The 26,995-nt window shown below is 67.9% G+C and carries 22 protein-coding genes and 1 riboswitch; of the genes, 11 read left to right on the forward strand and 11 right to left on the reverse strand.

Features of this window, described 5'->3' with window-relative positions:
- Positions 1–9: 9 nt before the first annotated feature.
- Positions 10–97: riboswitch (S-adenosyl-L-homocysteine riboswitch) on the reverse strand.
- A 125-nt stretch (positions 98–222) separates the two neighbouring features.
- Together AC3ITN_RS03595 and ppc are read left to right on the forward strand one after the other, a co-directional pair.
- Positions 223–2,745, forward strand: coding sequence for a S9 family peptidase (locus tag AC3ITN_RS03595; RefSeq protein WP_489392100.1), 2,523 nt, complete (start codon positions 223–225; stop codon positions 2,743–2,745).
- Positions 2,746–3,091: 346 nt separating this feature from the next.
- A complete protein-coding gene (ppc, locus tag AC3ITN_RS03600) occupies positions 3,092–5,803 on the forward strand; it encodes a phosphoenolpyruvate carboxylase (protein WP_489392101.1) in 2,712 nt (903 codons plus the stop codon).
- Between the two features lie 60 nt (positions 5,804–5,863).
- On the opposite strand, the gene AC3ITN_RS03605 is transcribed toward ppc, so the two are convergent.
- From AC3ITN_RS03605 to metK, 3 genes are all read right to left on the reverse strand, one after another.
- Complete coding sequence (locus AC3ITN_RS03605) at positions 5,864–6,367, reverse strand: acyl-CoA thioesterase (RefSeq protein WP_313347030.1); 504 nt, start codon at positions 6,365–6,367, stop codon at positions 5,864–5,866.
- Positions 6,368–6,383: 16 nt separating this feature from the next.
- Entirely contained in the window at positions 6,384–7,598 is a 1,215-nt protein-coding gene (locus AC3ITN_RS03610; RefSeq protein ID WP_489392102.1) for a DUF1444 domain-containing protein, read from the reverse strand.
- Positions 7,599–7,729: 131 nt separating this feature from the next.
- Positions 7,730–8,941, reverse strand: coding sequence for a methionine adenosyltransferase (metK, locus tag AC3ITN_RS03615; protein WP_313347025.1), 1,212 nt, complete (start codon positions 8,939–8,941; stop codon positions 7,730–7,732).
- A 306-nt stretch (positions 8,942–9,247) separates the two neighbouring features.
- On the opposite strand from metK, the gene AC3ITN_RS03620 reads away from it, so the two are divergent.
- Both AC3ITN_RS03620 and AC3ITN_RS03625 read left to right on the forward strand, forming a co-directional pair.
- Complete coding sequence (locus AC3ITN_RS03620) at positions 9,248–10,156, forward strand: UDP-2,3-diacylglucosamine diphosphatase (RefSeq protein WP_489392103.1); 909 nt, start codon at positions 9,248–9,250, stop codon at positions 10,154–10,156.
- Positions 10,157–10,477: 321 nt separating this feature from the next.
- Positions 10,478–11,518: a metal-dependent hydrolase gene (locus tag AC3ITN_RS03625; protein ID WP_489392104.1), complete on the forward strand. Its 1,041-nt coding sequence runs from the start codon at positions 10,478–10,480 to the stop codon at positions 11,516–11,518.
- Positions 11,519–11,822: 304 nt separating this feature from the next.
- Here the strand turns inward: AC3ITN_RS03625 and AC3ITN_RS03630 are convergent, their stop codons facing one another.
- The 6 genes from AC3ITN_RS03630 to AC3ITN_RS03655 form a co-directional block, all read right to left on the reverse strand.
- The gene (locus AC3ITN_RS03630) at positions 11,823–12,650 is read right to left on the reverse strand and encodes a methyltransferase domain-containing protein (protein WP_313347017.1); all 828 of its coding nucleotides are present in this window, start codon (positions 12,648–12,650) and stop codon (positions 11,823–11,825) included.
- Positions 12,651–12,659: 9 nt separating this feature from the next.
- Entirely contained in the window at positions 12,660–13,652 is a 993-nt protein-coding gene (gene dusB, locus AC3ITN_RS03635; RefSeq protein ID WP_489392105.1) for a tRNA dihydrouridine synthase DusB, read from the reverse strand.
- Between the two features lie 172 nt (positions 13,653–13,824).
- Positions 13,825–14,571: a SagB/ThcOx family dehydrogenase gene (locus tag AC3ITN_RS03640; RefSeq protein WP_489392106.1), complete on the reverse strand. Its 747-nt coding sequence runs from the start codon at positions 14,569–14,571 to the stop codon at positions 13,825–13,827.
- Positions 14,572–14,585: 14 nt separating this feature from the next.
- Positions 14,586–15,923, reverse strand: a complete 1,338-nt coding sequence (locus tag AC3ITN_RS03645) for a YcaO-like family protein (RefSeq protein ID WP_489392107.1) — start codon at positions 15,921–15,923, stop codon at positions 14,586–14,588.
- On the reverse strand, positions 15,920–16,495 hold the full coding sequence (locus AC3ITN_RS03650; protein ID WP_489392108.1) for a hypothetical protein: 576 nt from the start codon (positions 16,493–16,495) through the stop codon (positions 15,920–15,922). Before AC3ITN_RS03650 ends, AC3ITN_RS03645 begins: the two co-directional genes overlap by 4 nt.
- A gap of 51 nt (positions 16,496–16,546) precedes the next feature.
- Positions 16,547–17,401, reverse strand: coding sequence for a hypothetical protein (locus AC3ITN_RS03655; RefSeq protein WP_489392109.1), 855 nt, complete (start codon positions 17,399–17,401; stop codon positions 16,547–16,549).
- 133 nt (positions 17,402–17,534) lie between these two features.
- Between AC3ITN_RS03655 and AC3ITN_RS03660 the strand changes: the two genes are divergently transcribed.
- Complete coding sequence (locus AC3ITN_RS03660; RefSeq protein WP_489392110.1) at positions 17,535–18,116, forward strand: phosphatase PAP2 family protein; 582 nt, start codon at positions 17,535–17,537, stop codon at positions 18,114–18,116.
- Here AC3ITN_RS03660 and AC3ITN_RS03665 read toward each other — a convergent pair.
- Together AC3ITN_RS03665 and AC3ITN_RS03670 are read right to left on the reverse strand one after the other, a co-directional pair.
- Positions 18,088–19,053: a ribokinase gene (locus AC3ITN_RS03665; protein WP_489392111.1), complete on the reverse strand. Its 966-nt coding sequence runs from the start codon at positions 19,051–19,053 to the stop codon at positions 18,088–18,090. The two genes, AC3ITN_RS03660 and AC3ITN_RS03665, sit on opposite strands and share 29 nt — an antisense overlap.
- A 25-nt stretch (positions 19,054–19,078) precedes the next feature.
- Positions 19,079–20,377 carry a NupC/NupG family nucleoside CNT transporter gene (locus AC3ITN_RS03670; RefSeq protein WP_489392112.1) on the reverse strand — a complete coding sequence of 433 codons (1,299 nt, stop codon included), beginning with the start codon at positions 20,375–20,377 and terminating at the stop codon, positions 19,079–19,081.
- A gap of 202 nt (positions 20,378–20,579) precedes the next feature.
- Between AC3ITN_RS03670 and AC3ITN_RS03675 the strand changes: the two genes are divergently transcribed.
- The 6 genes from AC3ITN_RS03675 to AC3ITN_RS03700 all read left to right on the forward strand — a co-directional run bounded on the left by AC3ITN_RS03675 (position 20,580) and on the right by AC3ITN_RS03700 (position 26,964).
- Entirely contained in the window at positions 20,580–21,554 is a 975-nt protein-coding gene (locus AC3ITN_RS03675) for a potassium channel beta subunit family protein (protein ID WP_489392113.1), read from the forward strand.
- Between the two features lie 288 nt (positions 21,555–21,842).
- Positions 21,843–22,040: a hemin uptake protein HemP gene (gene hemP / locus AC3ITN_RS03680; protein ID WP_313346992.1), complete on the forward strand. Its 198-nt coding sequence runs from the start codon at positions 21,843–21,845 to the stop codon at positions 22,038–22,040.
- A gap of 157 nt (positions 22,041–22,197) precedes the next feature.
- Positions 22,198–24,414, forward strand: a complete 2,217-nt coding sequence (locus AC3ITN_RS03685; RefSeq protein WP_489392114.1) for a TonB-dependent hemoglobin/transferrin/lactoferrin family receptor — start codon at positions 22,198–22,200, stop codon at positions 24,412–24,414.
- A gap of 5 nt (positions 24,415–24,419) precedes the next feature.
- The gene (locus AC3ITN_RS03690) at positions 24,420–24,989 is read left to right on the forward strand and encodes a Hemin transport protein (protein ID WP_489392115.1); all 570 of its coding nucleotides are present in this window, start codon (positions 24,420–24,422) and stop codon (positions 24,987–24,989) included.
- 89 nt (positions 24,990–25,078) lie between these two features.
- Positions 25,079–26,020, forward strand: a complete 942-nt coding sequence (locus tag AC3ITN_RS03695; RefSeq protein ID WP_489392116.1) for a DUF6607 family protein — start codon at positions 25,079–25,081, stop codon at positions 26,018–26,020.
- A 131-nt stretch (positions 26,021–26,151) separates the two neighbouring features.
- Complete coding sequence (locus AC3ITN_RS03700) at positions 26,152–26,964, forward strand: hypothetical protein (protein ID WP_489392117.1); 813 nt, start codon at positions 26,152–26,154, stop codon at positions 26,962–26,964.
- The last annotated feature ends 31 nt before the right edge of the window (positions 26,965–26,995 follow it).

A 26,995-nucleotide genomic window follows, 5' to 3' on the forward strand; every position in this document is an offset into this window, starting at 1 on the left:
ATGGCTCGTCTTCGCCGGGCGCCGTTGGAACCAGCCCTGCCACCGAGCCTGGCCGTGCGGATCAAGTCCGGCAGCGGTCGCAGCGCCCCTCGGTGGAGGGGATGCCCATTATATCCCGGCGCACCGCCCGGGCATGAATCCATGCCGGCCCCAACCATCGGCAGGGGGGCAAACCGCGCGCCGCTGTTAAGGTCCAAGGTTTGCACAGCATGGGGCAGGACGATGACAGGCAATCACACAGGGCGCCGGGCGCGCTGGAGCAACCGGCTGATCGTGGGCATGGCCCTGCTGGCGGTGGCGCCGTTGGCGCTGGCCGTCGCCCCGGTGGCCAGCAGCAAGGCCCAGCAGATGGCCGCCGCCCCGGCCGGGCAGGGTTACCAGCTGCCCTCGGCCGCCCTGCAGGCGGTGGCCAATGCGCCACGGCCGCCCACCCTCAGTCTGTCGCCGCGGCGCGACATCGCCGCCCTGATGCAGACGCCGCCGCTTCCATCGATCAACGAGGTTGCCCAGCCCGAGCTGAAACTGGCCGGCGTGCGGATCAACCCGGCCACCCATTCGGCGAGCACGTTCACCTTCGGCGACAGGCTGTGGCTGATGAGCATCGCCGATGGCAAGGAGCGGCAGATCAGCGGCTTGCCGCAGCCGCTGTCGATCGCCTCCCTGGCCTGGTCGCCGGACCAGCAGTACCTGGCCTTCAACCAGGTGCACGCCGCCAGCGGTGCCAATGAACTGTGGATCGTCGACGTGGCCAGCGGCAGCGCACGTCGCCTGCTCACCGACCTCAACAGCGTGTTCGGCGACGGTTACAGCTGGCTGCCCGACAGCCGCGGCCTGCTGGTGACCCAGCAGCCCAAGGGGCGCGGTCCGGCGCCGGCGGCCGGCGGCATTCCGACCGGTCCGGCCATCCAGCAGACCCAGGCCGATGCCGGCGTGCGCGCGATCCGCACCTATCAGGACCTGCTCGGCAATGAGGTCGACGCCCGCTTGTTCGATTACTACGCCAGCGCACAACCGGCACGGGTAGCCCTCAATGGAGAAACCACGCCGCTGTCCACCGCCGGCGTCTACCTGGACGTGAGCGTGTCGCCGGATGGTCGGCATGTGCTGGCCGAACGCGTGCAGCGGCCCTACTCGTACCTGGTCCCGGCCGATGACTTCCCGCGCCGCATCGAGGTGCTGTCCGCCACCGATGGCCGGCTTGAGCACACCGTTGCGGACCTGCCGCTGGTGGAAGGCCTGCCGACCGGCAACGACGCCGTGCCCACCGGCGTGCGCAGCGTGAGCTGGCGCGCCGATGCACCGGCCACGCTGGTCTGGGCCGAAGCCCAGGACGGCGGCGACCCGGGCCGTGACGCCAAGGTGCGCGACGCGGTGCTGATGCAGGCCGCGCCGTTCGAGCACCCGCCGGTGACGCTGGCCCAGCTGGGCAGCCGTTACGCGGGCATCCAGTGGGGCCGGGGCGACCTGGCGCTGCTCAACGAGTCGTGGTGGAAGTCGCGCGTGGTCAAGCAGTGGCGGATCGCGCCCGACCAGCTCGACCAGGCCCCGCAGCTGCTGTCCGAGCGCTCGGCGCAGGACCGCTACAACGACCCGGGCCGGCCGGCGCTGGTGCGCGACGTGAACGGCCGCGCGCGGCTCCAGATCACCGCCGATGGGCGCAGCATCTTCCTGTTGGGGCAAGGCGCCTCGCCGGAAGGCGACCGCCCGTTCGTGGACCGCTTCGACCTGGACAGCCGCCAGACCACCCGCCTGTTCCATTCCCAGGCACCGGATTACGCGCTGCCGCAGGCACTGCTTGACCAGGAAGGCGGCGCGCTGCTGCTGACCCGGGAATCGCCGGATGTGCCGCCCAACTACTATGTGCAGTCATTGGCCGACACCACCGTCGCGCCGCGCGCGCTGACCCGGTTCGAACACCCGCTGCCGCAGCTGCGTGGCGTGAGCAAGGAACAGATCCGTTACAAGCGCAATGACGGCGTCGACCTGACCGCCACGCTGATGCTGCCGCCCGGTTACAACGTGAAGAAGAACGGCCCGCTGCCGTTGCTGATGTGGGCCTACCCCGGTGAGTTCAAGACCGCCGCGGCGGCCAGTCAGGTGACCGATTCGCCGTACCGTTTCAACGCGGTGGGCTACTGGGGGCCGCAGGCTTTCCTGGCCAAGGGCTACGCGGTGCTGGTCAGTCCGTCGATGCCGATCATCGGCGAAGGCGACAAGGAACCCAACGACACCTACCTGCCGCAGCTCATCGCCAACGCCGAAGCGGCAGTGGACGAAGTGGTGCGGCGCGGTGTTACCGACCGCGACCACATCGCCATCGGTGGGCATTCCTACGGTGCGTTCATGACCGCCAACCTGCTCGCGCACACGCGCCTGTTCAAGGCGGGCATCGCACGCAGCGGCGCGTACAACCGCACGCTCACTCCGTTCGGCTTCCAGGCCGAGGAGCGCAACTTCTGGCAGGCGCAGGAGGTGTACCTGAAGATGTCGCCGTTCAACTTCGCCGACAGGATCAAGGATCCCATCCTGTTCATCCACGGCGAGGACGACAACAATTCCGGCACGTTCCCGATCCAGAGCGAACGCATGTTCGCCGCAGTGAAGGGCCTGGGTGGTACGGCGCGGTTGGTGATGCTGCCCAATGAGTCGCACCACTACCGTGCCCGTGAGTCGCTGATGACGATGCTGGCGGAAAGCGAGCGCTGGCTGGAGCAGACGATCGGGCCGGGGATGAAGATCAAATGATGCCGCGCCGGGCGTTGCCCGGCGCTTGCTTCGTTCTTGCTTCATGAAAGTCTGATGCATGACGTCGGCGTTTTCCAAACGCCGGAGGGATGCCGGGGACGAATGCCACGCGGCTTCGGATGCTTGAGCCGCCCTGGCGCGCGGTTGCCACGCAGGGCGTGGCACTACGAATTGTTACGTGCACAGGACGAGGGCGTTGACGGCTCCGGTGGGACCTCGTAGTGCCACGCCCTGCGTGGCAATCCGTCGCCGACACATGCAATTGAAACTATCTGCGCGGCGTTGATCGCCGCGCGATCTGCGTTAGGCTTGGGTTTGTTCCGTTCCCGAGGCCAGTGCGTCGCAGATGAACGAGTACCGCAGCAGCATCGTCTTTGCCACCCCCGACATTCCCCTGCGTGACGACGTGCGCCGACTCGGCGCCCTGGTCGGCGACCTGCTCGCCGAGCAGGTGTCCACGCAGTTCTTCGATGACGTGGAACAGGTGCGAACCCGCGCCATTGCCCGACGCGAAAGCGACGCCCCGCTGTCCGATCTCAATGACGCGCTGACCGGGCTGCCGCCCGACCGCGCCGAGGCGATGGTGCGTGCGTTCAGTACCTACTTCCAGGTGGTGAACATCGCCGAGCGGGTGCACCGGATCCGCCGTCGTCGCGATTACCAGCGCGCCGGCACCGCTGCACCGCAGCCCGATGGTCTGCAGGACGCGCTGCAGAAACTCAAGGCGCAGGGGGTGAGCCTGGACGAACTGGGCGCGTGGCTGCCGCGCATCGACATCGAGCCGGTCTTCACTGCGCACCCGACCGAAGCGGTACGCCGCGCGCTGCTGGAAAAAGAGCAGCTCATGGTCGCCAGCCTGGTCGACAACCTCGATGGCCAGCGCACCCCGGGTGAGGCCGCCGCTGATGCGGCACGCTTCCGCATGGCACTCACCGCCTCCTGGCAGACCACCGATTCCTCGCCGGTGCGTCCGACCGTGGATGACGAGCGTGAGCACGTCGGCTTCTACCTGGTGCAGGTGCTGTACCGGGTGATTCCGGTGCTGTACGAATCGCTGCAGCAGGCGCTGCTCGATACCTACGGCGACACCGTGCCGCTGCCGCGACTGCTGCGCTTCGGTACGTGGGTGGGCGGGGACATGGATGGCAACCCGAACGTGGACGCCGGCACCATCCGCCACACCCTCGATGCGCAGCGCCAGGCGGTGCTGGGGCGCTACCAGAAGGACCTGCTGCAGCTGGCCAGCCTGCTCAGCCAGTCCACCGAGCGGATCGCGGTAAGCGACGCGCTGCAGGCACGCGTGGCGCACTACCAGCAGCTGCTGCCGCAGGTGACGTCACGGCCGCGGCACGCCGACATGCCGTACCGGCTGCTCAATGACCGCATGCGCGCGCGCGTACAGGCCACGCTGGATGACGCCGACGGCGGCTATGCATCGCCGCAGGAGCTGGAGGACGACCTCACGCTGATCCTCGACAGCCTGCACGCCAACAAGGGCGACCATGCCGGCGGGTTCGCCGTGCGCCGCCTGCTCTGGCGGGTGCGTACCTTCGGCTTCCACCTGGCACGGCTGGACGTGCGCCAGGAATCGAGCGTGCACGGCCGCGCGCTGGCCAGCGTGCTGGACGGTCAGGATGCATGGGACGCCGCCGATGCGGTCACCCGCGCCGCGCGGCTGGCGCCGTTCGCCAGCGGCGAGCAGACGTTGCCGCCGAGCACGGAAGAGGGTGGCCAGCGGTTGGACGCGGTGTTTGCCGCGCTCGCCGATGCGCGCCGTCGGCATGGTGCCGACGCACTGGGCAGCTACATCATTTCGATGGCGCATGACCGCAGCGACGTGCTTGCGGTACTGGCATTGGCACGTCGTGGCGGGCTGGTGGATGACGACGGTGCGGTGCCGTTGGATATCGCGCCGCTGTTCGAAACCGTTGACGACCTGCAACGCGGCACCGACACGCTGCGCGACCTGCTGGCCGACCCGGTCTACCGCACGCACCTGGCCGCGCGTGATGACGTGCAGATGGTGATGTTGGGGTATTCGGACAGCGGCAAGGACGGCGGCATCGCCGCGTCCCGCTGGGGCCTGCAGCGCGCCCAGGTAGAGCTGCTGGAGCTTGCGGCCGGGAGCGGCATCCGGCTGACCTTCTTCCATGGTCGGGGTGGCTCGATCAGTCGCGGCGGCGGCAAGACCACCGACGCGGTGGATGCCTCGCCGCGCGGCAGCATCGACGGGCGGCTGCGCGTGACCGAGCAGGGCGAGGTGATCCATCGCAAGTACGGCATCCGTGCGCTGGCGCTGCGCTCGCTGGAGCAGTCCACCGGCGCGGTGCTGCGTTCCAGCCTGCGCCCGCGTGCACCGGAGCCGCGCGAGGCGCAGTGGCGGCCGGTGATGGACCTGGTGGCGGAGAAGAGTGCCGAGGCTTACCGCGCGTTCGTGGGCCAGCCCGATTTCATGCAGTACTTCCGCCAGGCCACGCCGATCGATGTGATCGAGCGGATGACGCTGGGCTCGCGGCCCTCGCGGCGGCTGGGGCAGGACGCGGCGCTGACCAATCTACGGGCGATTCCCTGGGTGTTCGCCTGGAGCCAGGCGCGGGCGGTGATCCCGGGCTGGTACGGCGTGGGCAGCGGGTTGCAGGCGGCCATCGACGCCGGGCATGGCGCGGCGTTGCAGGAGATGGCGCGCGACTGGCCGTTCTTCAGCACCTTCCTGGACGATATCGCGATGGTGCTGTCCAAGGGCGACATCACCATCGCCGAGCAGTTCTCACGGTTGTCCGGTACGCTGCACGAGCGTTTCTTCCCGCAGGTGCAGGACGAACTGGCGCTGACCGGCCGGCTGATCCTGGCGCTGACCGGGCAGGACGAACTGCTGCAGCACGACCAGCGCCTGGCGCTGTCGATCCGCCTGCGCAATCCCTACATCGACCCGATCAGCGTGCTGCAGGTGGACCTGCTGCGACGCTGGCGCGCCAGCGGCGGCGAGGACGACGCGGTGCTGCGCGCGCTGGTCGCATGCGTGAACGGCGTGTCTCAAGGCGTGCAGAACACGGGGTGAAGCGGGTATCGACCCACGGTCGATACCTCCCCGGGCAGGTCACGACCGTTGGTCGTGACGTCATTCCGGCGACGGCGGATTCGACGCGAGCAGCTCGCGCTGGCGCTGGTCCATCTCCGCCCGCAGCTGCCTGCGCAGCAACGCGGCGGCGTGGCGGCGGCGCTGGTTGCTGGAGTCCAGCTGCAGCGGCGGCACCGGCGTCGACTTACCGTCATCGTCCACGGCCACCATCGTGAAGAAGCAGCTGTTGGCGTGGCGCACGCTGCGCTTGAGGATGTCTTCGGCCACGACCTTCACGCCTACTTCCATTGAAGACGTGCCGGTGTAGTTCACCGAGGCCAGGAAGGTGACGAGCTCGCCTACCGCGATCGGCTCGCGGAACGTCACCTGGTCCACGGACAGGGTGACCACATAGCGCCCGGCGTAGCGGCTGGCACAGGCATAGGCGACCTGGTCGAGCAGGCGCAGGATCGCGCCGCCATGCACCTTGCCGGAGAAATTGGCCATCTCCGGCGACATCAGCACGGTCATGGTCAGCTGGTGGGATTGGATGTCGATCGTCATTGTCCGAGTGTACCGCTCAGCCTCCCTCCAACTGGACCAGCTGTTCCCCGGTGGGGAAACCACGGGTCAGGTAGCGCGGCGGGTACAGATGGCGGGGATCGGCTTCCAGCAGGTGACCCACGATCGGCATCGCCGTGTTCCAGGGCGCCCGGACCACGCGGGAGTCGTTGTCGTCAGGAACCACGAAGGCCAGGTAGTCGGTGCGGGGCAGGGATGCCTCTACGCCCTGGGTCCAGCTGGCGATCGAGAAGGTTTCGGTGTCATTGCGGTAGACCATGAACGTGGCCACGAACACATCGACATCGTGGGCCTCGTGAATGCGCTGCAGCAGCGCTTTCTGCTCCTGGTAGGCATCCTGGCGGAGCGACAGGCGCAGCTGGTGCTGCTTCTGGCGCAGTTCGGCCGTTGCGGGCTCACGGACCGTGACCCGTCCGTCGTCATCATGGCAGAACAGTTCCGATGAGACCGCTCGACCCGCCTTGATCTCTTCCAGCGCGATGTCGAACATCTGGCGTTGAGCCGCTTCGTCGTTCTCCCCGGCCACCATCATCAGGTCGCGGGTGGCAAGCAGGAACACGGGGCGCCCGGCCACCGGCACCCGGTTAACCAGCTCGGGCAGCAGGGCGCGGCTGCTGTCGTAGCAGTCTGCCCACGCGGCGCGGAACAGGCCGGGCGCGATGGGTTCGAAGTCGACCGGCGCGATGTCACGCAGGTTGCTGCGCGCGATGCTGAGCGCCTCGTGCAGGGAAACACCCCATTCCGGTGCCGGTCCATGCTGCCGGGTGACCATGTGTTCGGCATGATCGATGGCGATCATTTCCACGCAGTCCTCGCTGAGCTGGCGGTACTGCAGCGTGTTGGGGGTGTCCCATCCCTTGTCTGCAATGCCCTGCAGCCGGACATGCTCCAGCTGACCGAGGTTGCGGATGACCGGGCGCAGCAGAGGGCGCAGTTCCTCCCATCCGGGCTCGCGGTCATCGCTGGCGCGCAGCGTGCGCACGAACTGGTCCAGCGCCTGCTGCTGCTTGCCACGCGGCGCGCCGACGTAGGCCTGGTGGGCGTTGTGCAGGTTGAAGTAGCTGCTCTCACCCACCTGCACACGGAACAGCGCGGCGTCGTAGGTCATCGGCTGGGTGACGCCACTGCGGCGTGCGGTGGCGATGAAGCGTTCGGCGAAGGCGTCGTTGCCGGGGGTGTCCTTGAACCACTTGTCCAACAGGGTAGAGAGCATATGCGAGCGTCCTTGGTCGATGGCGACATGCTCGCTTGATGGGGTGGTTGTTTGCAACGGGCAAAAAGAAGGGCCGCTTGCGCGGCCCTTCTTTTGTAGCAGCCGACTAACAGTCGGCTCTACCGCGCAGGTTATTTCAGCTTCGCATCCGCGCGCAGGGCGGCGGCGCGGTCCGTCTTCTCCCAGGAGAAGGCGGTGGCGTTGACCGTCTCGCCTGCGGCGTTGAGGTAGCTGAAGTCCTTCGGCTTGCGGCCGAAGTGACCGTACGCGGCGGTCTGCTGGTACATCGGGTGGATCAGGTCCAGCATCTTGATGATGCCGTACGGGCGCAGATCGAAGTGCTTGCGGATCAGCTTCTCGATCTTGTCATCGCTGATCTTGCCGGTGCCGAAGGTGGTGACCGAAATCGAGGTCGGCTCGGCCACGCCGATGGCGTAGGAGACCTGCACTTCGCAACGGTCGGCCAGGCCGGCAGCCACGACGTTCTTGGCGACGTAGCGGGCAGCGTAGGCGGCCGAACGGTCGACCTTGGACGGATCCTTGCCCGAGAACGCACCACCACCGTGACGGGCCCAGCCGCCGTAGGTGTCGACGATGATCTTGCGGCCGGTCAGGCCGCAGTCGCCCACCGGGCCGCCGATCTCGAACTTGCCGGTCGGGTTGATGTGGAACTTGGTGCCCTTGTGCAGCCACTTGGCCGGCAGCACCGGCTTGATGATCTCTTCGCGGACGGCTTCGATCAGGTCCTTCTGCTTCACGCCCGGGGCGTGCTGGGTCGACAGCACCACCGCGTCGATGGCCGAGACCGCGCCATTCTCATAGCGCAGGGTGACCTGGCTCTTGGCATCCGGACGCAGCCAGGACAGTGCCGAGTTCTTCTTCTTGCGGATCTTGGCCTGCTGCTCGACCAGGCGGTGCGACAGGTGGATCGCAGCCGGCATGAAGCTGTCGGTCTCGTTGGTGGCATAGCCGAACATCAGGCCCTGGTCGCCAGCGCCCATTTCTTCGGGCTTCTTGCGGTCAACGCCCTGGGCGATGTGCGGGGACTGCTTGCCGATCAGGTTCAGCACGCCGCAGGTGGCGCCGTCGAAGCCGACGTCGGAGCTGTTGTAGCCGATGTCCAGGATCACCTTGCGGGTGACGGCCTCCAGGTCGATCCAGGCGCTGGTGGTGATTTCACCGGCCACGATCGCCACGCCGGTCTTGACCATGGTCTCGCAGGCAACGCGGGCGCGCTGGTCCTGGGCAAGGATCGCGTCCAGCACCGCATCGGAGATCTGGTCGGCAATCTTGTCCGGATGGCCTTCGGAGACCGATTCGGAGGTGAACAGGTAGCTGGACATCAGGCGTAATATCCTTTTATTCGGATGGAAAGATGGGCGCGAATGATACACGGCAAGTCGCGCCATTGCATTGTGGCCCAGCGGGGGTTGCCCGTGGTTAAGCCTGCGTGCCCACCGCCAGAGGGCGCCGCAGCGTGATTGGCCCCCAGCGTCAGGGCCCAGTGTTCCACCAGCGTGACAATTGGCCGGTCCGGCGCGGTGCCTTCACCTGCGACCGTCATCGGTCTGTCGCCGCCCGGTCATGCGGTTGCCGCGTTGACGGCGCAGGCTCCCGGCCAATTCAGCCGCCAGGCAGGAGCACGCGCCATGCACGCCATCGAGCAGCGTCTGCAGTATCGCGAAGTGGGTCGGGCTGATGTCGGCCGCTCCCCGGCACTGGACCTCCCGGGCGATGCACGGCCCCCGGCGCGCCCGACGCCGCCCCCGCCCGGCCCGGCGCCCTGGCGGCGCGCGGTGTTTCTGTCCGATGTCCACCTGGGCTCGCGGCATTGCCACGCGGCCGAACTGGCGGGCTTCCTGTCCACGCTGCGCTGCCAGCGGCTGTACCTGGTGGGTGACATCATCGACCTGTGGTGGCTGGCGCACCGGCGTGCCAGCTGGCGGCCGGCGCACAGCCAGGTGATCGAGGCCCTGCATGCGCTGCGCCGGGCCGGCACGGAGATCGTCTACATCCCGGGCAACCACGATGCCTCGCTGCGCCAGCTGTGCGGGCTGATGCTGCCGGCGATGCGGGTACGCCGCCGCGCCATCCACACCACCGCCGACGGCCGCCGGCTGCTGGTGGTACATGGCGACGACTACGATGGCGCGACGCATTTCGGCGGCCTGCAGGAGCGCTTCGGCGACTGGCTGTACTACCGCATCCTCACCGGCAACCACCTGCTCAATGCCGCACGTCGCCGCCTGGGCATGCGTTACTGGTCGCTGTCGGCGTTCCTGAAGAAGCGCAGCCGCGCGGCCGAGCGCTACATCGAGCGGTACGTGCAGGCCGGCCTGGCCGACGTCCGCCGGCGAGGCCTGGACGGTATCGTCTGTGGCCACATCCATCGCGCCGCGCTGGTCGAGCGGGACGGCTTGGTCTACGCCAACGACGGCGACTGGGTGGAAAGCCTGACCGCGCTGGCCGAAGACCCCGACGGCAGCCTGCGCCTGCTGGACCACCACGGCCATACCCAGGTGCAGTTGGTCGCACCGAAAAGCGCAGCCGTCGCCTGACACCCGGACACGCATGGCGTGTCCCTACGCGAGGCGTGCAGCCCACCATCAACGTTCGACCCCCAACGCGCGAATCCAGAAGCGGCCGCCCCCCAACCCGAGCGACCCCCAACCCAAGCGACCAAGGGTCGTAGTGACACGCCCTGCGTGTCAACGCCATGATCCTGCGCACGTAGATCGCCATGCGTGTCAAAGCCATGATCCTGTGCACGTAGATCGCCATGCGTGTCAACGCCATGATCCTGCGCACGTAGAACGCCATGCGTGTCAACGCCATGCCCCCACGCCCGTAAACCCCCATCCGTCCCGTACCATCCACCAATGGATTCCCTAAGCCAGATCGTTCTAGGCGGCGCCGTCGCCGCCGCCATCGCCCCTGCCGGCCACCGCCGCGCCGCCCTGCTTGCCGGCGCCGCGCTGGGCACCCTGCCGGACCTGGATGCACTGCTGCTGGCCTTCACCGCCGCCGACCCGGTGGCGCTGATGACCGAACACCGCAGCTACAGCCATTCGCTGCTGGTGTTGCCGTGGGTGGCGGCGCTGATCTGGTGGGGCTTCAAGCGCTTCGGCCATGGACGGGTGGCGGAAGCGCCAGGCCGGTGGTTCTGGGCGATCCTGCTGTCCTTGATCACCCACCCGCTGCTGGACGCGTTCACCGTGTACGGCACCCAGCTGTGGTGGCCGTTCACTCCACCGCCGACGATGTGGTCCAGTGTGTTCATCATCGACCCGCTCTACACGGTGTGGCTGCTGCTGGGCTGCGCCGTGGCCTGGTTCGCGCGGGCGCGGCCGCTGGCGCAGAAGGCGCTGCTGGCCGGGCTGCTACTGAGCACGGGTTACCTCGGTTGGTCGCTGCTGGCCAAGCACCACGTGGAGCGCGAAGCCGACCGGGCGCTGGCGGCGATGGGGCTGGGCGAGGCGCCGCGGTTCTCGGTGGCCACGCCCTTCAACACCCTGTTGTGGCAGGTGGTGGCGATGACGCCGAGCGGCTATGTGATCGGCGAGCGCTCGCTGGTAGCCGACAGCGGCCCGATGACGTTCCGCGGGTATCCGTCGAACGTGCAGGCGCTGCGCCAGGCCGCACATGTTCCAGCGGTGGCACGGCTGAACTGGTTCAACCGTGGCTTCATGCGCGCGCAGGTGGTCGATGGCCGCCTGCAGCTGAGCGACCTGCGCATGGGCCTGGAGCCGGACTACACCTTCACCTTCGCAGTGGCGCGCGCGGATGGCGAGCGCTGGGCGGCCATCCCCCCCGAGCAGCTGCGCCCCGTATACGAAGGCGAGCAGGGCAGGGCACTGGTCAAGCGCCGCTTCGCCGCGATGTGGCACCGCATCTGGGACGCGCCGGCGAAGACCGACTGAAGCGGCCAGCGTGAATACGACTGGGTAGAGCCGACTGGGTAGAGCCGACTGTTAGTCGGCTGCCGTGTAGAGCCGACTGTTAGTCGGCTGCGCGCAGCGCCGAATGTCGGAACCGCCCCCAACAGCAGCCGACTAACAGTCGGCTCTACGCGTCGCGACGTATGCATCGCGACATGCGCGTCCCCAACATATACGTCGCGACATGCGCGTTCCCGATGTATGCATCGCGACATGCGCGTCCCCGACGTATGCATCGCGACACGCACGTTCCCCACATGCGCGTCCCCCATCGGCGATACCCGACTCAATACACCGTTGCGCGCGCCTGCACGAACGAGAAGAAGAACACCGCGTTCGGGTCGTTCTGCACCAGGCTGAACTCGCGGCGCATGCCGTCCACGGTCTCCTGGTCGACCAGGCCGGCCTCCAGCAACGGGTCGGCGGCCGACAACAGCAGCTGCTCCCAGAATGCGATCATGGTCTTGCGCCGCGCCGGTTCGCGGTTGTCCAGGTGGATGGTCTTGATCTCCGTGTGGACGTCGCGGAAGCCGCCGGCCAGCAGCAGGTTGCCCAGCTTGGCACCCACGAACGGGTCACCGCCGTGGTCGTACTGGAAATCATTGAAGGCCATCCAGTAGCGCCAGATATGCGGCGAATACGGGTCGAGCAGGAACGAGGCGTTCATCACCTCGGTGACGTACACCGGCGAGCCGGGCACCAGCACGCGGCGCACCTCGTTGAGCACGCGGGCCGGCGATGGCACGTGTTCCAGCACCCAGCACAGGAACGCCGAATCGAATTCGCGGGCGTCGAAGGGCAGGTTGCCCGCATCGGCCTGCAGCAGCGTATAGCGCTCGCGGCACCACGGCGTCCTGGCCAGGTTGGTGGCGGCGGTGGCCAGCTGCGCCTCGCTCAGGTCCACACCGGTGACGTGCAGGTCCGGGAACCGGCGCAGCAGGATGTCGGTCTGTGCGCCAACGCCGCTGCCCACTTCCAGCAGACGCTTGGCGCCGCCGTAATCGATGCCGCTGAAGATGCTCGATTCAAACAGCCGCGACTGGGTGACGAGGCGGTGCTGCTCGGTATCGGAGAAGCCGTGGAGGTAGGTCGGTGCAGTGATGGGCGGGGTCATGGCAAAGGCTCAGGCAGCGGACGACAACGGCTCGCCAGCGGCGAGGGCGTCGAAATATTCGGTGGTCAGGGCGACCTGGCTGGCGGCATCCTCGGCGCGGTTGACCACCGCACGGAAGGCGGCGTTCTCCGGCCGGTCCTTGGCGTACCAGCCCAGGTGCTTGCGCGCGATGCGCACGCCCTGCTGTTCGCCATAGAAGTCGTGCAGGGCGTGCAGATGGCCGAGCAGGATGTCGCGTACCTCGTGCAGCGAGGGCGGCGGCAGCAGGGTGCCGGTGGCCAGGTAGTGCGCCACCTCGCGGAAGATCCACGGGCGTCCCTGCGCGGCGCGGCCGATCATCACCGCGTCCACGCCGGTCTGCGCCAGCACCTGCGCGGCCTTCTGCGGCGATTCGATGTCGCCGTTGGCGATCACCGGAATGCGCAGCGCGTTCTTGATGGCGGCGATGGTGTCGTACTCGGCGCTGCCGGTGTAGTGCTGGTCGCGGGTACGGCCGTGCACGGCCAGCGCGGCGATGCCGCTGTCCTCGGCGACGTGTGCGATGCGCGGGCCATTGCGGTGGTCGCAGTCCCAGCCGGTGCGGATCTTCAGCGTGACCGGCACGTCCACCGCGTTGACCACCGCGGTGAGGATGCGCGCCACCAGGTCTTCGTCGCGCATCAGGGCAGAGCCGGCCCAGGCGTTGCAGACTTTCTTGGCCGGGCAGCCCATGTTGATGTCGATGATCTGCGCGCCGTGGTCCACGTTGTAGCGCGCCGCCTCGGCCAGCTGCTGCGGCTCGGTACCGGCGATCTGCACGCTGATGGGGGCGGGTTCGCCGGCGTGGTCCATGCGGTGGATGGACTTGCGGGTGTTCCAGAAGCGCGGGTCGGAGATGGTCATCTCCGAGGCGGCAAGGCCCGCGCCCAGCCGCTTGCACAGCAGCCGGAACGGCTTGTCGGTGACGCCGGCCATCGGCGCCAGCACCACAGTGGGCTGGATCTTGTAGGGACCAATCTGCATGCCGGGCATTGTAGTGCCGGCCGCTGGCCGGCAACCACGCAGACCCCTGCGATCCAGCGCCAGGTTCAGGCCGATCCGGAAGGCCCTGATGCCGCACGGGCATGAGCAGATGCTTGACGGTTGCTTCCCGCGCCCCAAAGGGTGAGGGATGGTGGGCGGTTGTACGCGCTCGTCAAGGCGCCGGGCCACAGGCATAGGCCAGCACGGCCAGATGCCGCCGCGGGTCCAGCCCGAGCAGTTCCAGGACGGCGGCATCCTCGAACGAGCCGATCGCGCAGCCGGCTGCCTTCATCGCCGCCACTTCCTGTCCCAGTGCCCCCAGCCAGACCCCCGCCTCGATCAGCACGAAGCGGCCACCGCGTTCACCATATTTGGCCAGCGTGCCCGCCGGTTCGGCGATCAGGAACAGCACGGCCGCCGGCCGCTCCGGCCAATCCACGCCGAGCAGTCGGGACAGCACCGGCCATGCAGGGCAGGGCGCTACCGGTACCAGCGCATGGTGCAGCGGGTCGTACCAGCAGATGCCCTGGCCGTGGGCGATCACATCGCCGGCGCCATACAGCGCGGCATAGGCCTGGATCGGATATTTCGCGCCACCGGACGGCAGCCGGCGCGTGTCACTGTCGCCGGGGCGGGCCCGCAGCGGGGCCAGCACGCGGCCCAGCTCCTGCGCGCCCCAGCGGGCGTCACCGAAGCGGCGGCCACTGTGGCGCTGCGCCAGGGCGTCATTGGGCTGGACCGGGTCCGGCAAGGCGATGCCGGCGTCGGCATGCACCGGCCGCGGCGGCGACCAGGCGCGCGCGGCGTCCTCGGCGATGCGCGTGCGCATCACCTCGGCACGCGCGGGATTGAGTTCGCCGTTGTGCCAGAACAGATGGAACAGCGGGGCATCGTGCCAGGGGGAAGGCGCTGACGGCATGCGGTCCTCGTGCATCAACCCAGTGGATGCGGGAAGGGGTTGGGAAACGCGCCGCTGTGCGGCACGCCGGGATACCGCCATGCCACGTCCTGGCAACGGCCGCCGAGGAACGGCGCACGCTCGTCGGCATGCAGGCCACTGAGGTGCGGCGACAGCACCCGCATCACCCGCAGTCCGGCCGCAGCCACGTCGGAGGTGGTCAACTCGCGGTAGTAGAGCGCGATGCCGGCACTGCCGAGTCGGCGCCGCAGCAGGTCCAGCTCGGCGATCGCGCGTGGCGCGGCAGGGCGGACCGCTGTGCCCGGCGGGGGCAGCGGCAGCGTGCTGTGGCCCGCCGCCTTCAGCAGCGGCAGCTGCGGCCACAGGTCCGGGCGCAGGGTGTAGAACGCGGCGTGTTCGTCGAAGCTGCGCAACGCCGCCGCTTCGCGCGGCAGCCGGGCACTTTCGCGGCCACTCAGATGCGCGGCAAAGGTCAGCGCCTGCTGCCATTCCAGCAGCGCTTTGTGCAGCGCCTCGCCCGGATCGGCGCGGCAGGCGATGCCGAGCACGTAGCGTGGGCGGCCTTCGAACGGGATGCCCCCCGCCACCGCGATCACCGGGTGCGGGTTCCAGTGCTGGGTCAGGTCGAAGGCCTGCAGTTCACCACCCCGCGCGTCTACATGGGCGTGCCAGTGCGCCGGCAGCGCGATCCTCCGGCCGGCCACGCCATTCAGCCATGTCACCGCCAGCGCATCGCGCTCCAGCAGCTCCTGGGCCGCGCGCAACAGCGCCAGCCAGGCGCCATCGCGTCCATCACGCCAGGCCGCCAGGCCACTGGACGTTGACGGCAATCGCGCCTGGCCGCGGCGCGGCCCCAGTCCCACCAGTTCCTGTGGCACCCAGACCATGCGGTTGTCGTCCAGCGCATGCACCGCCGCGAACAGATCGTCGTCGCATTCGGGCATGGGCCACGGGAAGCCCGGCGTTGCACGTTGGCGTGCCGAGAACAAGGCGAAGGCCGATTCGTCCAAGCGTTGCGCGGGCATCAGCGCATCACGCCGACGCACCTCGACACCCGCCTGCGCCGCCGCCAGCCGCTCCAGTGCTTCGGCGATCGCGCCGTCGGCGGCGGCATCGGCCTCCAGTGCGACCGCGCCGGAAACGCCCTGCCAGGGATTGGCCGGGTCGGCCGGGGTGGCGGCATTGTGCACGCGCCGTCCCTCGAACAATGGGCCGGTCCAATCACAGGCGCTGGCCTCGATCGGCTGCGCCGGGCGCACCAGGCCGCAGCGCGGACGCGCCGCGCCGTGCAGCAGGTGCGAAGACAGCGTGGGCGTTCCCGGCTCCGCCGCGTGCACGGCGGAGCGGGTCATTTCATCACGCTCAGCCAGGCCATCATCTCGAACACGCCGACAACGCACAGACCCAGCAGCAGGGCGATGCCGATGCCGATGCCGCGCCCGAGCGAACGGCCCGAGCGCTCGTAGACGAGGGCGTAAACGCCGACAAACAACCCGACGGCGACGAACAGGCCGAAGATCGGGTTGGCGGTGCTCATGAACATGCCGCCGCCGAGGGCGGCCAGGGGCAGGGCGAACAGCCCCAGCAGCACTCGACTCGTTCGGCTCAAGCCGGCTGCCGGCACCACGGCGCCGGGTGCGTCCACAGGATCCGCATGCGCAGCGCGGGACGGTTCCTGCACTGCCCCAGGTGGCGGGTTGTGGAGGTCGGCGTCGGTGTCGACGGTTGCGGTCGTGGCGTGTGCATCGCCGTTGGCTGCGGGCGTCACCGGTTCCAGTTTGCCGAGCACCACGGCCGACAACACCGAGGTGCCGAGCAGGGTGACGACGCAGGAACTGCACGTGGTCGACGTCGAGCCACCGCCTGCCGCGGCAAGGTCCTGGCGCGAAGCGCTGGCATCGAACTGGGTAGGCAGGCGATACATGGGGTCACTCCATTGACCGGGGCGGAATCGCCCGGCGCGGGGGCCACATTATCACGGGCGCCCGGCGTCCCAGGGCAACGACAGCGGTGGCGGCAGCGACGCCTCGCCCTGGCAGGCGGGGCACCACGGCAGCCGCACTACCCGGTCGCGTTCGCCGTGCAGGCGATGCAGGTCGAGCCAGACGCTGCGTTCGAGATAGCCCAGCAACAGGGCTGGCTGATCCAGCAGGGGCGCGACCAGCGCCGCGATGCGCGCCGGCTGCGCTGCCACCGCCGGCATCGCCGGCACGACGGCGTCGCCCCAGCGGCGCAGCACCCGGTTGCCCAGGCAATACACGCACGCGCTTTGGCCGGGCACCACATAGGGCCCAAGCGCGAGGGTGTGGTGATGGCTGAGGTCGAGCAGCAGATGCGGTTGTGCGGGCATCTGTTCGCGGTAGCGGGCCAAGGCCTGTTCCCAGCCGAGCCCGTGCCGGACCAGCACCAGCAGGTCGGCGTCGGCGAGGGCATCGACGCGCAGGAGGTCCGCGCTGGCATGCTGGTCGAAGGCGTCGGCCAACCCGGGCAGGGGTTCGCCGAGCCACCCGAGTGCGTAACGTCGCACCGGGCGCACTGCCTGCAGCGGCGCCAGCACGCCGAGGCGTATCAACTGCCGGATCGCCGGGCCGCAGTCGGCATCGTCCTGCAGGATCGCCAGGGTGTCGCTCTGCCAGTGGTCGAGGATCCGTTCGACGGCCGCCGGCGTATCGGCCTCATCGACCACGTACAGTTCGTCGGCGCCACCGGACACCAGCAGCAGCGGGCGCTGCGCATGGGTCTGCGAAAACAGGGCCCAGGCCGGATTGCGTGTCCAGCGCGGTTCGTCCGCGTGCGTGCCTGCGTGTTCCTGACGGCCTGCTGCTGCCACTGCGTACCGTCCATGTATCCGCGAAAGCGCAAGGATAACGGCAAACAGGGATGCTACGTTCTGCTACGGTGCGCGCGTGCCCCTACCGCCTGTTGCCAACGCGCCCGTCCCCCAGCCGCCCTGGCGTGAGGCGATGCTGTGGATGCTGCTGCTCGGCGCGATGTTCATCCATGGCTACAGCTGGACCAACCACTGGGCCGCCAGCCAGGCCCAGACCTACAGCCTGCATGGTCGCTGGGACGAGGCAATCCCGTTCTGGGCGTGGACGATCTGGCCGTACCTGGCGCTGAACCTGTTGTACCCGCTGACCTTCTTCATCTGCCCGACCCGATCGGCCCTGCGCCGCCATGCGTTGGCCATCGCGCTGGTGCAGGCCGCCTGCATGCTCGCCTTCGTGTGCTGGCCAACCGGCAACGTGCGTGTGCTGCCGCAGCCCGACGGCGCGAGCGGGCTGTTGTTCGCGCAACTACGGGCGTTCGAAGCGCCATTCAACATGGCGCCGTCGCTGCATGCCGCTGTACTGGTGCTGGTGTGGCAGGCATGGCGGGTGGCGTTGCAGCCGGGTGCGGCGGTGTTGCGCTGGCTGTGGCACGGCACCTGTGCCCTGATCCTGTTGTCCACAGTGACGACGTGGCAGCACGACCTGCTGGACGTGCTTGCCGGCCTGCTGCTCGGCGCGCTGGCGCTTACTTGCTGTCGGCATCACCCGGGGTGAAGTGCGGCATCGCCACGGCGGCGCCTTCCTTCTCGGTGGAACGGCCGGCGAACTGGTTGGCGAAGCGGACGTGGCGGCTGAAGGCGGCGTCCGGGTGCTGGGCGATCGAGGCCACCAGCGCACCGTTGAAGGCATCGCCGGCACCGGTGGTATCGACCACCTGCACCTGCTCGGCACCTACGCGGTAATACGGCTGGGTGTCGCCACGCAGATTTTCTTCGGCGTGCGAGACGAACACACCCACTGCCCCGAGGGTGACCACCACGGTGCCGTTGCCGACCAGCTTGCGACACAGGGCGTGCAGGCTGGCGCCATCCAGGGCGGCGACGTCGTCGGCATCCACGCGCTCGCCGACATGGCGGCCGAGCAGGGCGGCAAATTCGGTCTCGTTCGGGGTCAGCACGTCGGCCAGCTTGAGCAGTCCGATGCTGGACGGGGCGTCGGCCGGCGCGGCGTTGAGAACGGTGGTGGCACCGGCCTCACGGGCGATGGCCAAGGCTGCCTCGATGGTCTCCACCGGGGACTCGAGCTGGGCCAGCACCACCTTGGCACCGGCCAGCAGCGCGCGCTGCTGTTCGACGTAGGCCGTGCTGAGCGCGGCATTGGCGCCCGGGCCGATCACGATGGTGTTGCGCCCACGGCTGTCCACGTAGATGCCGCCGGTACCGGTCGGCTCGGTGCTGGGTTCGGCGCTCAGGGCGAACCCGTCCTGCTTGGCCAGGCCACGCGCCATGGCACCGCCGGCGTCATCGCCCAGCGCGCACAGGAACGTGGTCGGGGCGCCGGCACGGCTGGCGGCCACGGCCTGGTTGAAACCCTTGCCGCCGGGGCCGGTGCTGTAGCGGCCGGCGATGGTCGCACCCGGGGCCGGGAGCGATTCGCAACGCCACACATGATCCACATTGAAGGAACCGACAACGACGACACTGTTACTCATAAAGACTGTTTCTCAAGAACGGATATCAGCTGAAATGCGTCAGCACGCCGGCGATGGTCGCCGTCATGAAGGTGGCGATGGTACCGCCCAGTACCGCCCGCAGGCCGAACTTGGCCAGGTCATGGCGGCGTTCCGGGGCGAGTCCACCAATACCACCGATCTGGATGGCGATCGAGCTGAAATTGGCGAAACCGCACAGCGCGTAGGTGGCGATCAGGCGGCCTTCAGCCGACAGCGACACGCCCGGCACCTGGCCGTTGACGATTTCCGACAGCTTGGAGTACGCCACGAACTCGTTCAGCACCACTTTCTGGCCGATCAGCGAGCCCACCACGTTTGCGTCGGCCCACGGCGTGCCGATCACCCAGGCAATCGGAGCCAGCAGGTAGCCGAGCAGCGTGGACAGGTCGGTCGGGCGGCCCAGCACCGCCTGCAGGCCGGTCACTTCGCCCAGCCAGGTGAGCGGGGCGTTCAGCAGCGCGATCAGTGCGATGAAGGCCAGCAGCATGGCGCCGATGTTCAGGGCCAGCTTGAGGCCGTCGCCGGCACCCGCGGCCGCAGCGTCGATGACGTTGCTGGAGGTCTTTTCCACTTCCATCTTGACCGTGCCACGGGTGAGCGGGGTGCCGGTCTCGGGCACCAGCAGCTTGGCCACGACCAGCGTTGCCGGGGCCGCCATGATGCTGGCCGCCAGCAGATGCTTGGCATAGAAGGCCTGCTGCACCGGGTCGTTGCCACCGAGCATGCCCACATAGGCCGCCAGCACACCGCCGGCGATGTGCGCCATGCCGCCGATCATCATGGTGATCAGCTCGGACTGGGTCATCTTGGCGATGTAGGGGCGCACGGTCAGCGGCGCCTCGGTCTGGCCGATGAAGACGCTGGCGCAGACGCTGGTGGTCTCCGCCCCCGACACGCGCATCACCTTGGTGATCGCCCAGGCCATGCCGCGCACGATGCCCTGCATCACGTTGAGGTGGTACATGACGCCCATCAGCGCCGAGAAGAAGATGATCGTCGGCAGCACCTGGAAGGCGAAGATGAAACCGAACTTGCTGGTGTCCATCAGGCTGCCGAAGATGAACGTCGAGCCTTCGTTGACAAAGCTGAGAACCTTGACGAACGCGTCGCCGAGCAGGCCGAATGCTTCGCGGCCACCGGGCATCAGCAGCACCACCGCAGCGAAGGCGATCTGCAGGGAGATGCCGGTCACCACCAGCCGCCAGTCGACGGCACGCTTGTTGTTCGAGAACAACCAGGCAATGCCGATCAGCACTGCCAACCCGAACAGGCCGAAGCCAATCCTGCCCAAACCTTCGACCATGAGACTTCCCTTGGGGCGCCGCGAAAAACGGGAAGCCTAGAGCAGCGGCAGGGGCGGAGCAAGAAAAAGCGGCGTCCGGGGTCCGATCGGCCGCGATCGGGCAAGTATCCACAAGGGTTCGGGCCCGCCGGGCGATACACTGATGCGACTCATTCCGGTCGCGCCCCGGTGTTCCGGCGCAGCCATCAGCAGGAGAAAACGCATGCATTACCGCCGCCTGGGCTCGTCCGGGCTGAAGCTGTCGGCCTTGTCCTTCGGGGCGTGGGTGACCTTCGGCGACCAGATCAGCCGTGACGAAGCCCGCAACCTGGTGGCCTGTGCCTGGGACCACGGGATCAACTTCTTCGACAACGCCGAAGGCTATGCGCGCGGTCGGGCCGAGCAGGTCATGGGCGATGTGATCGCCGACCTGCGCCTGCCCCGGGACGGGGTGTGCGTGTCCAGCAAGGTGTTCTTCGGCGCGGTGGACGACCCCCGGCCGACCCAGCATGGCCTGTCGCGCAAGCATGTCACCGACGCCTGCCACGCCGCGCTCAAGCGCCTGCGGGTGGATTACCTGGACCTTTACTACTGCCATCGCCCGGATCCGGACACGCCCATCGCCGAAACGGTGCTGGCCATGGACACCCTGATCCGCCAGGGCAAGGTGCTGTACTGGGGCACCTCGGAGTGGTCGGCCACGCAGATCCAGGAGGCGGTCGACGTGGCCCGCGCCCGCAACCTGCACCTGCCGACGATGGAGCAGCCGCAGTACAACCTGCTGCACCGCGAGCGTGTCGAGCGCGAGTACGCGCCCCTCTACGCCGACCCGGGGCTGGGCACCACCATCTTCTCGCCGCTGGCATCGGGCCTGCTGAGCGGCAAGTACAACAGCGGCTTCGACGCGAACTCGCGGCTGGGCCAGAGCCAGATGGGCTGGCTGAAGGACCTGGTGCTGGGCGACCCGGCCGAACAGCGGCTGGAGCGCGTGCGCCGCTACACGGCCCTGGCCGCCGAGCTGGGCCAGTCCCCGGCGCAGCTGGCGATCGCCTGGTGCCTGCGCAACCCGCAGGTGACGACCGTGATCCTGGGGGCCAGCCGGGTGGCACAGCTGGAAGAGAACCTGGGCGCGCTGGACGTGCTGGAGCAGGTGGACGACGCAGGCTGGGCAAGGGTAGAGGCGATCTTCACCCCGTAGAGCCACGCCCTGCGTGGCTGAAGGCACCGATCAACCCCGGTAGAGCCACGCCCTGCGTGGCTGAAGGCACCGATCACCCCCGGTAGAGCCACGCCCTGCGTGGCTGAGAGGTGTCCGACCGCCAGCCACGCAGGGCGTGGCTCTACGGCATCTTCCTGCAATTCGATTGACCACATCAATCGAAATCCAGATTTCAATCATCAATCCCATCAATCAAAATGAGAATGGTTGTTGATTGTCAACTGAGAATCATTATCATCTAAATCGTCCCTCGCACGAGTCCAGACGATGAATACTCAAGCTGCTGTACTGCTGCGCCCCGAAACGCTGACCCTCCGTGACCGTCCGGTCCGCGCGGTCCCCGTCGAAGAAGTGATCGACAGCGAAGCCCTGCTCAAGGGCCGCCGCGAAATCCTGATCCAGCATGGCGACCGCTTCTACCGCCTGCGTCATACCAGCAACGACAAGCTCATTCTGACCAAGTAGTGCCGGCCGCTGGCCGGCTCCAAGCGGTCCCTGCCACCGGGCGGGGGCCGCGCGAACCCCTGTACCGCTCTCTCCCCCTCGACGCTTCGCCTGCGACCTCCGGTTTCGGGCGTCGGTCGGGGGTCTCCTTCCGCGCCCAGTCGAAACCATCCCCTCCATGATCTGTCCCACATCGTTGCCGGCCAGCGTCCGGTATTACGGCGCCGCCTTGTGGCTGGCGCTGCCCATGGCCGCCGGTGCTGCCGTACCTGCCGCTGCCGATGCCGCCGATGCGCGCGAGTTCGACCGCGTGCAGGTCACCGCGACCCGCACCGAACGCGCGCTCAGCGATGTGGCCGCCACGGTCGATGTGATCGACCGTGAGCAGCTGGACGACCACCTCGTGCGCAGCATCAAGGACCTGGTGCGTTACGAGCCCGGCATCTCGGTGACCAGCAGCCCGGCCCGCTTCGGCCTGGGGGGCTTCCGCATCCGCGGGCTCGACGGCAACCGGGTGCTGATCCAGACCGACGGCATCGCCATGCCCAAGGCCTTCAGCATCGGCAGTTTCTCCGACGCCAACCGCAACTTCACCGATCTTGAAACGCTCAAGCGGGTCGAGATCGTGCGCGGCCCGGCCAGCGCGCTGTACGGTTCGGACGCATTGGGCGGCGTCGTCGCGTTCGTCACCAAGGACCCGGCCGACTACCTGGCCGACGGCAAGGACAGCTACGTGGGCCTGAAGTTCGGCTACGACGGCGAATGGAAGGGCCTGCTCGGCAGCGTCACGACCGCCTTCGGCGGCGACCACTGGAGTGGCATGGTCAACATCAACCATCGCCAGGGCCAGGAAACCGAGAGCATGGGCGAGGTGCGCAGCAACGACCGCACCCGCACCGCCGCCAACCCGCAGGACCGCGATGGCCGCAGCGTGCTGGGCAAGCTGGTCTACGCGCCGAGCGAGGACCAGCGCTTCCGGCTCACCGTGGAAGGCAACGAAGACAGCGTGGACACCGACGTGCTGTCGGCCATCGACCGCACCACCACCACCGGCATGCAGGCGCGCGACCACCAGACGCGGGCGCGCGTGTCGTTCGCCCACGAGATGGACGCCTTGGCCGCCGGCTTCGCCGACAGCGTGTCGTGGCAGCTGTACCGCCAGGACAGCGAAACCACCCAGCGCACCGACGAACAGCGTGCCAACCGCACGACCCGGCACCGCGAGTTCAATTTCGACCAGCGCGTGTACGGCCTGCAGGCGGTGTTCCACAAGGGCCTGCAGAGCGGGGCGGTCGACCATGCACTTACCTATGGCTTCGACGGTACCTGGACCGAAACGCGCCAGAAGCGCGACGGCTACCAGGTGCTGGCCAATGGCCAGACCAGCACCACCATCCTGCCCGACGCATTCCCGGTGCGCGACTTCCCGATCAGCAGGACCACCGAGCTGGGCCTGTATGCGCAGGACGAAATGCGTTTCGCCGACGGCCGTTTCTCGCTGGTGCCCGGCGTGCGCGTGGATCACTACGAACTGCGCCCGGACGTGGACGCCATCTTCGCCGCCGACAACCCGGGCATGGCGGTATCGGACCTGAGCAAGACCAGCGTGTCGCCGAAGCTGGGCATGGTCTGGCGATTCGCCGATGACTGGTCGCTGTTCGCCGGCTATTCGCATGGCTTCCGCTCGCCGCCGTACAACGACGTGAACCTCGGTTTCACCAACGTGATGTTCGGCTACACCGCCATCCCCAATCCGGACCTCAAGCCGGAAACCAGCGATGGCCTGGAGCTGGGCGTGCGCTTCCTGACCCCGGCCGCCTACGTCAGCCTCAGCGGCTACTACAACGACTACAAGGACTTCATCGAGTCCCAGCGCCAGGTTGGCATCAATGCGCAGGGGCTGATCGTGTTCCAGTCCCAGAACATCGCCGATGCCGAGATCTACGGGGCCGAGCTGAAGGGTGGCGTCGACTTCGGCGAGCTCAGCAGCACCCTGTCCGGCTGGTCGATGAACGCAGCGGTGGCCTGGTCGCGCGGCCAGGACAAGACCGAAGACGTGCCGCTGGAATCGATCGATCCGCTGCGCGGCACGCTGGGCGTTGCCTACGACCGAGACAGCTGGGGCGTGGAACTGGCCAGCACCTTCGCCAAACGCAAGGACCGCATGGCCAGCGCCACCGCGTTCCGTCCGGCCGGCTACGGCGTGCTGGACCTGATGGCGCACTGGGAATTCGCCCCGGGTGCGAAGTTCAACGTCGGCGTGTTCAACCTCGGCGACCGCACGTACATCGATTACTCCGCGATCACCTCCGCGCTGGCCACCAGCAGCACGGTGATCGACCGCTACACCAACCCCGGCCGGAACCTTTCGGCCAGCCTTGCCGTGAGCTGGTAGCCATCATGAGCCGAGCCCTTTCCGCACTGCGAACCACCGACCGGTACCTGCGCCCTGGCCAGCTGCCTTCCCCGGAACAGCTGGCGGCCCTGGGCACGGTCCTGTGCCTGTACCGCCCCGAAAGCAGCGAGCTCGGCGGCTGGAAACACGCCGTTTCCGCGCACGCCTGCCAGGGCATGGACAGCGAAGGCATCCGCGAGAGCCTGTGCTTCGCCGACGCACGCGGCCGCTGCTGCTGGCGCTTGTACCTGCTGCCCGACAGCGACTTCCTGGCCTGGGATCGCCTCGTGTCGGCGTTCCCTGCACGCCCGGAGCCGGCCAACGAGGGCAGCGTGGCCGAACGCCTGTGGCGACGGCTGGCGACCCGGCTCGGCGGCGAGCCGTGGCGGATGTGCGCGCTGCGCCTGCATGTCGGCGAAGGGCAGGGACTGGCCGCGAGCGTGGCCTCGCTGTCGGGGCTGGGCGCCGCCGCCGCTCGTCGCATCGCGCGGGTCGAGGGCGCCGACGGTGAGCTGTGGGTAGACGATGCGAACGTCGTGCCGCTCGTCCACCTTTCCCCCATCCGACCTTCCTGAAGGGACCTTCGTAGATGAAGTCGACGTCTGTAGCGACACGCCACGCGTGTCCCACGCACTCTCCGGACACCACGAAAGACACGCATGGCGTGTCACTACGCGCCGGCTGTGCCTGGCTGCTGCTCGCCTGCAGCGGCGTTGCCCATGCCAACCCCGCCGACCTGCAGCGCGACCACGCCAGCATCCTGGCCATGAAAGGCGAGTACGTCGTTGACTTCGCCTTCGACGAAACCGTGCTGCTCAAGCCCGGCTACGAACGCGCGCCCGCCGTGCGCAGCGGCGGCAACGAAGTGGTGATCGTCGTGGAGGACAGCCCGAAGCGTATCGTGCTCCAGCACCTGCTGGTGGACGGCAAGAGCGGCCACGTGACCAAGCACTGGCGACAGGACTGGGTCTACGAAGCACCGACGCGCTTTGAATTCAGTGCCGACCAGACCTGGCAGGTGCGTCCGATCGATGCCGCGGTGAATGCCGGCGCCTGGACCCAGTGCGTGTACGAAGTGAGCGACGCGCCGCGCTACTGCGGGACCGGCACGTGGGACTACAGCAACGGCGTGGCGACCTGGACCAGCGACCTCAGCTGGCGTCCCTTGCCGCGTCGCGAGTACACGCGACGCAGCGACTACAACGCGCTGGCCGTGGTCAACCGCCACACCCTGACTCCGAATGGCTGGACCCACGAGCAGTTCAACACCAAGATCCTGCGCGGCGCCGACGGCAGACAGCAGCAGATCGCGCGCGAGTTCGGATTCAACGACTACAACCGCACCACCGAGGTCGACTTCAAACCGGCCTACGACTACTGGACCGCAACGGCCGACTACTGGGCCAAGGTGCGCGCGCGCTGGGACGGCTACCTCGGCCAGGCACCGGGCGTACACCTGAAGACAAAGCTCGACGGCATGGCCATGATCATTCCGCTGTTTACCCAGGCCCAGGACCTCCAGGACGGCAAGCAGGTCAAGGACGCGCAGATCGACGCCGTGTTCGCGCAATGGGTGGAAAAGGCGCCGCTGGACACGACGCGTTGAACGGTGCCGTGCCCGACCGCGGTGGCGCGACCGGGCGTGGGTTGACATGGTGAAAGTGATCGATTCTTGAAAGCAGGGTGTGTGCAGGTGATTACTACTTGCGGCTCCTGCATAGTGAGAGTTGGCTTTCGATGCGTATTTCGAATCTCTTCACCGGGTTTCTCGGTGCGGCAGCGGCACTCCAGGGGGCTCGTGCCGCACCGGTGGAACGTGATGGCTCGGTCGCCTTTCAGCTCGACAGCATTCGCAACGGTGACTCGCCGTTGCCGGAACACCTGTTGGACGCGCTGGAGACCAGGTACACAGCCTGTCTTGATTCCGGAATATTCAACGAGCAAACCGCCGATGGCGAGCAGTTGTTGTGCTTCGCGGACGGCTCGATCAATGCTGCCTTCTGGGGCACTCTGCAGGGACGTATGCCCAGCGACATACCCACGCAGCGCGAGTCGCTGCATCGCATGTATCGCAGCCGCGCTGTGAATCCGCTGGGCAGTCCGGTGACGGCCGGGCATTCATTGGATGACCTGCGCAGGATCAGCTTCAATGACTACAAGGACCAGCAGCCCCGGGCTCATGCGCATGCGGTGGACAGCCTGGTGGACGTTCTTCGTTCGCATGTACCGGCCGAGGAGCGCTCGTCGCTGGCCCAGGCGCGCGTTGCGGCCCGTTCGGACCCTTGCCGGAAGGCACTGAAGGTGACGATGCGTGGGCTGCTGCGGGCTGAGATCGCATTGCGGCTTTCGCTGGTCACGTGGCGGGAGATTTCGGATCCCGAGTCGATCAGCCGAGAGCAGGCGGATGCATTGCGTGCCGATCTGGCCGCAATGCGATTTGGCAACTCGCCGCTGAAGCAGCGGATGCGCAGGGACGCGTTGGTGGCGGTGGTGGACCGTGAACCGCGCGCCGCAACGTCAACCGACCAACGGTCGGTTGCTACCGAATGACGGCGATGGAAGGTCGCACGACTAACAGTCG

This window comes from Stenotrophomonas sp. KH_036_B (assembly GCF_057839485.1).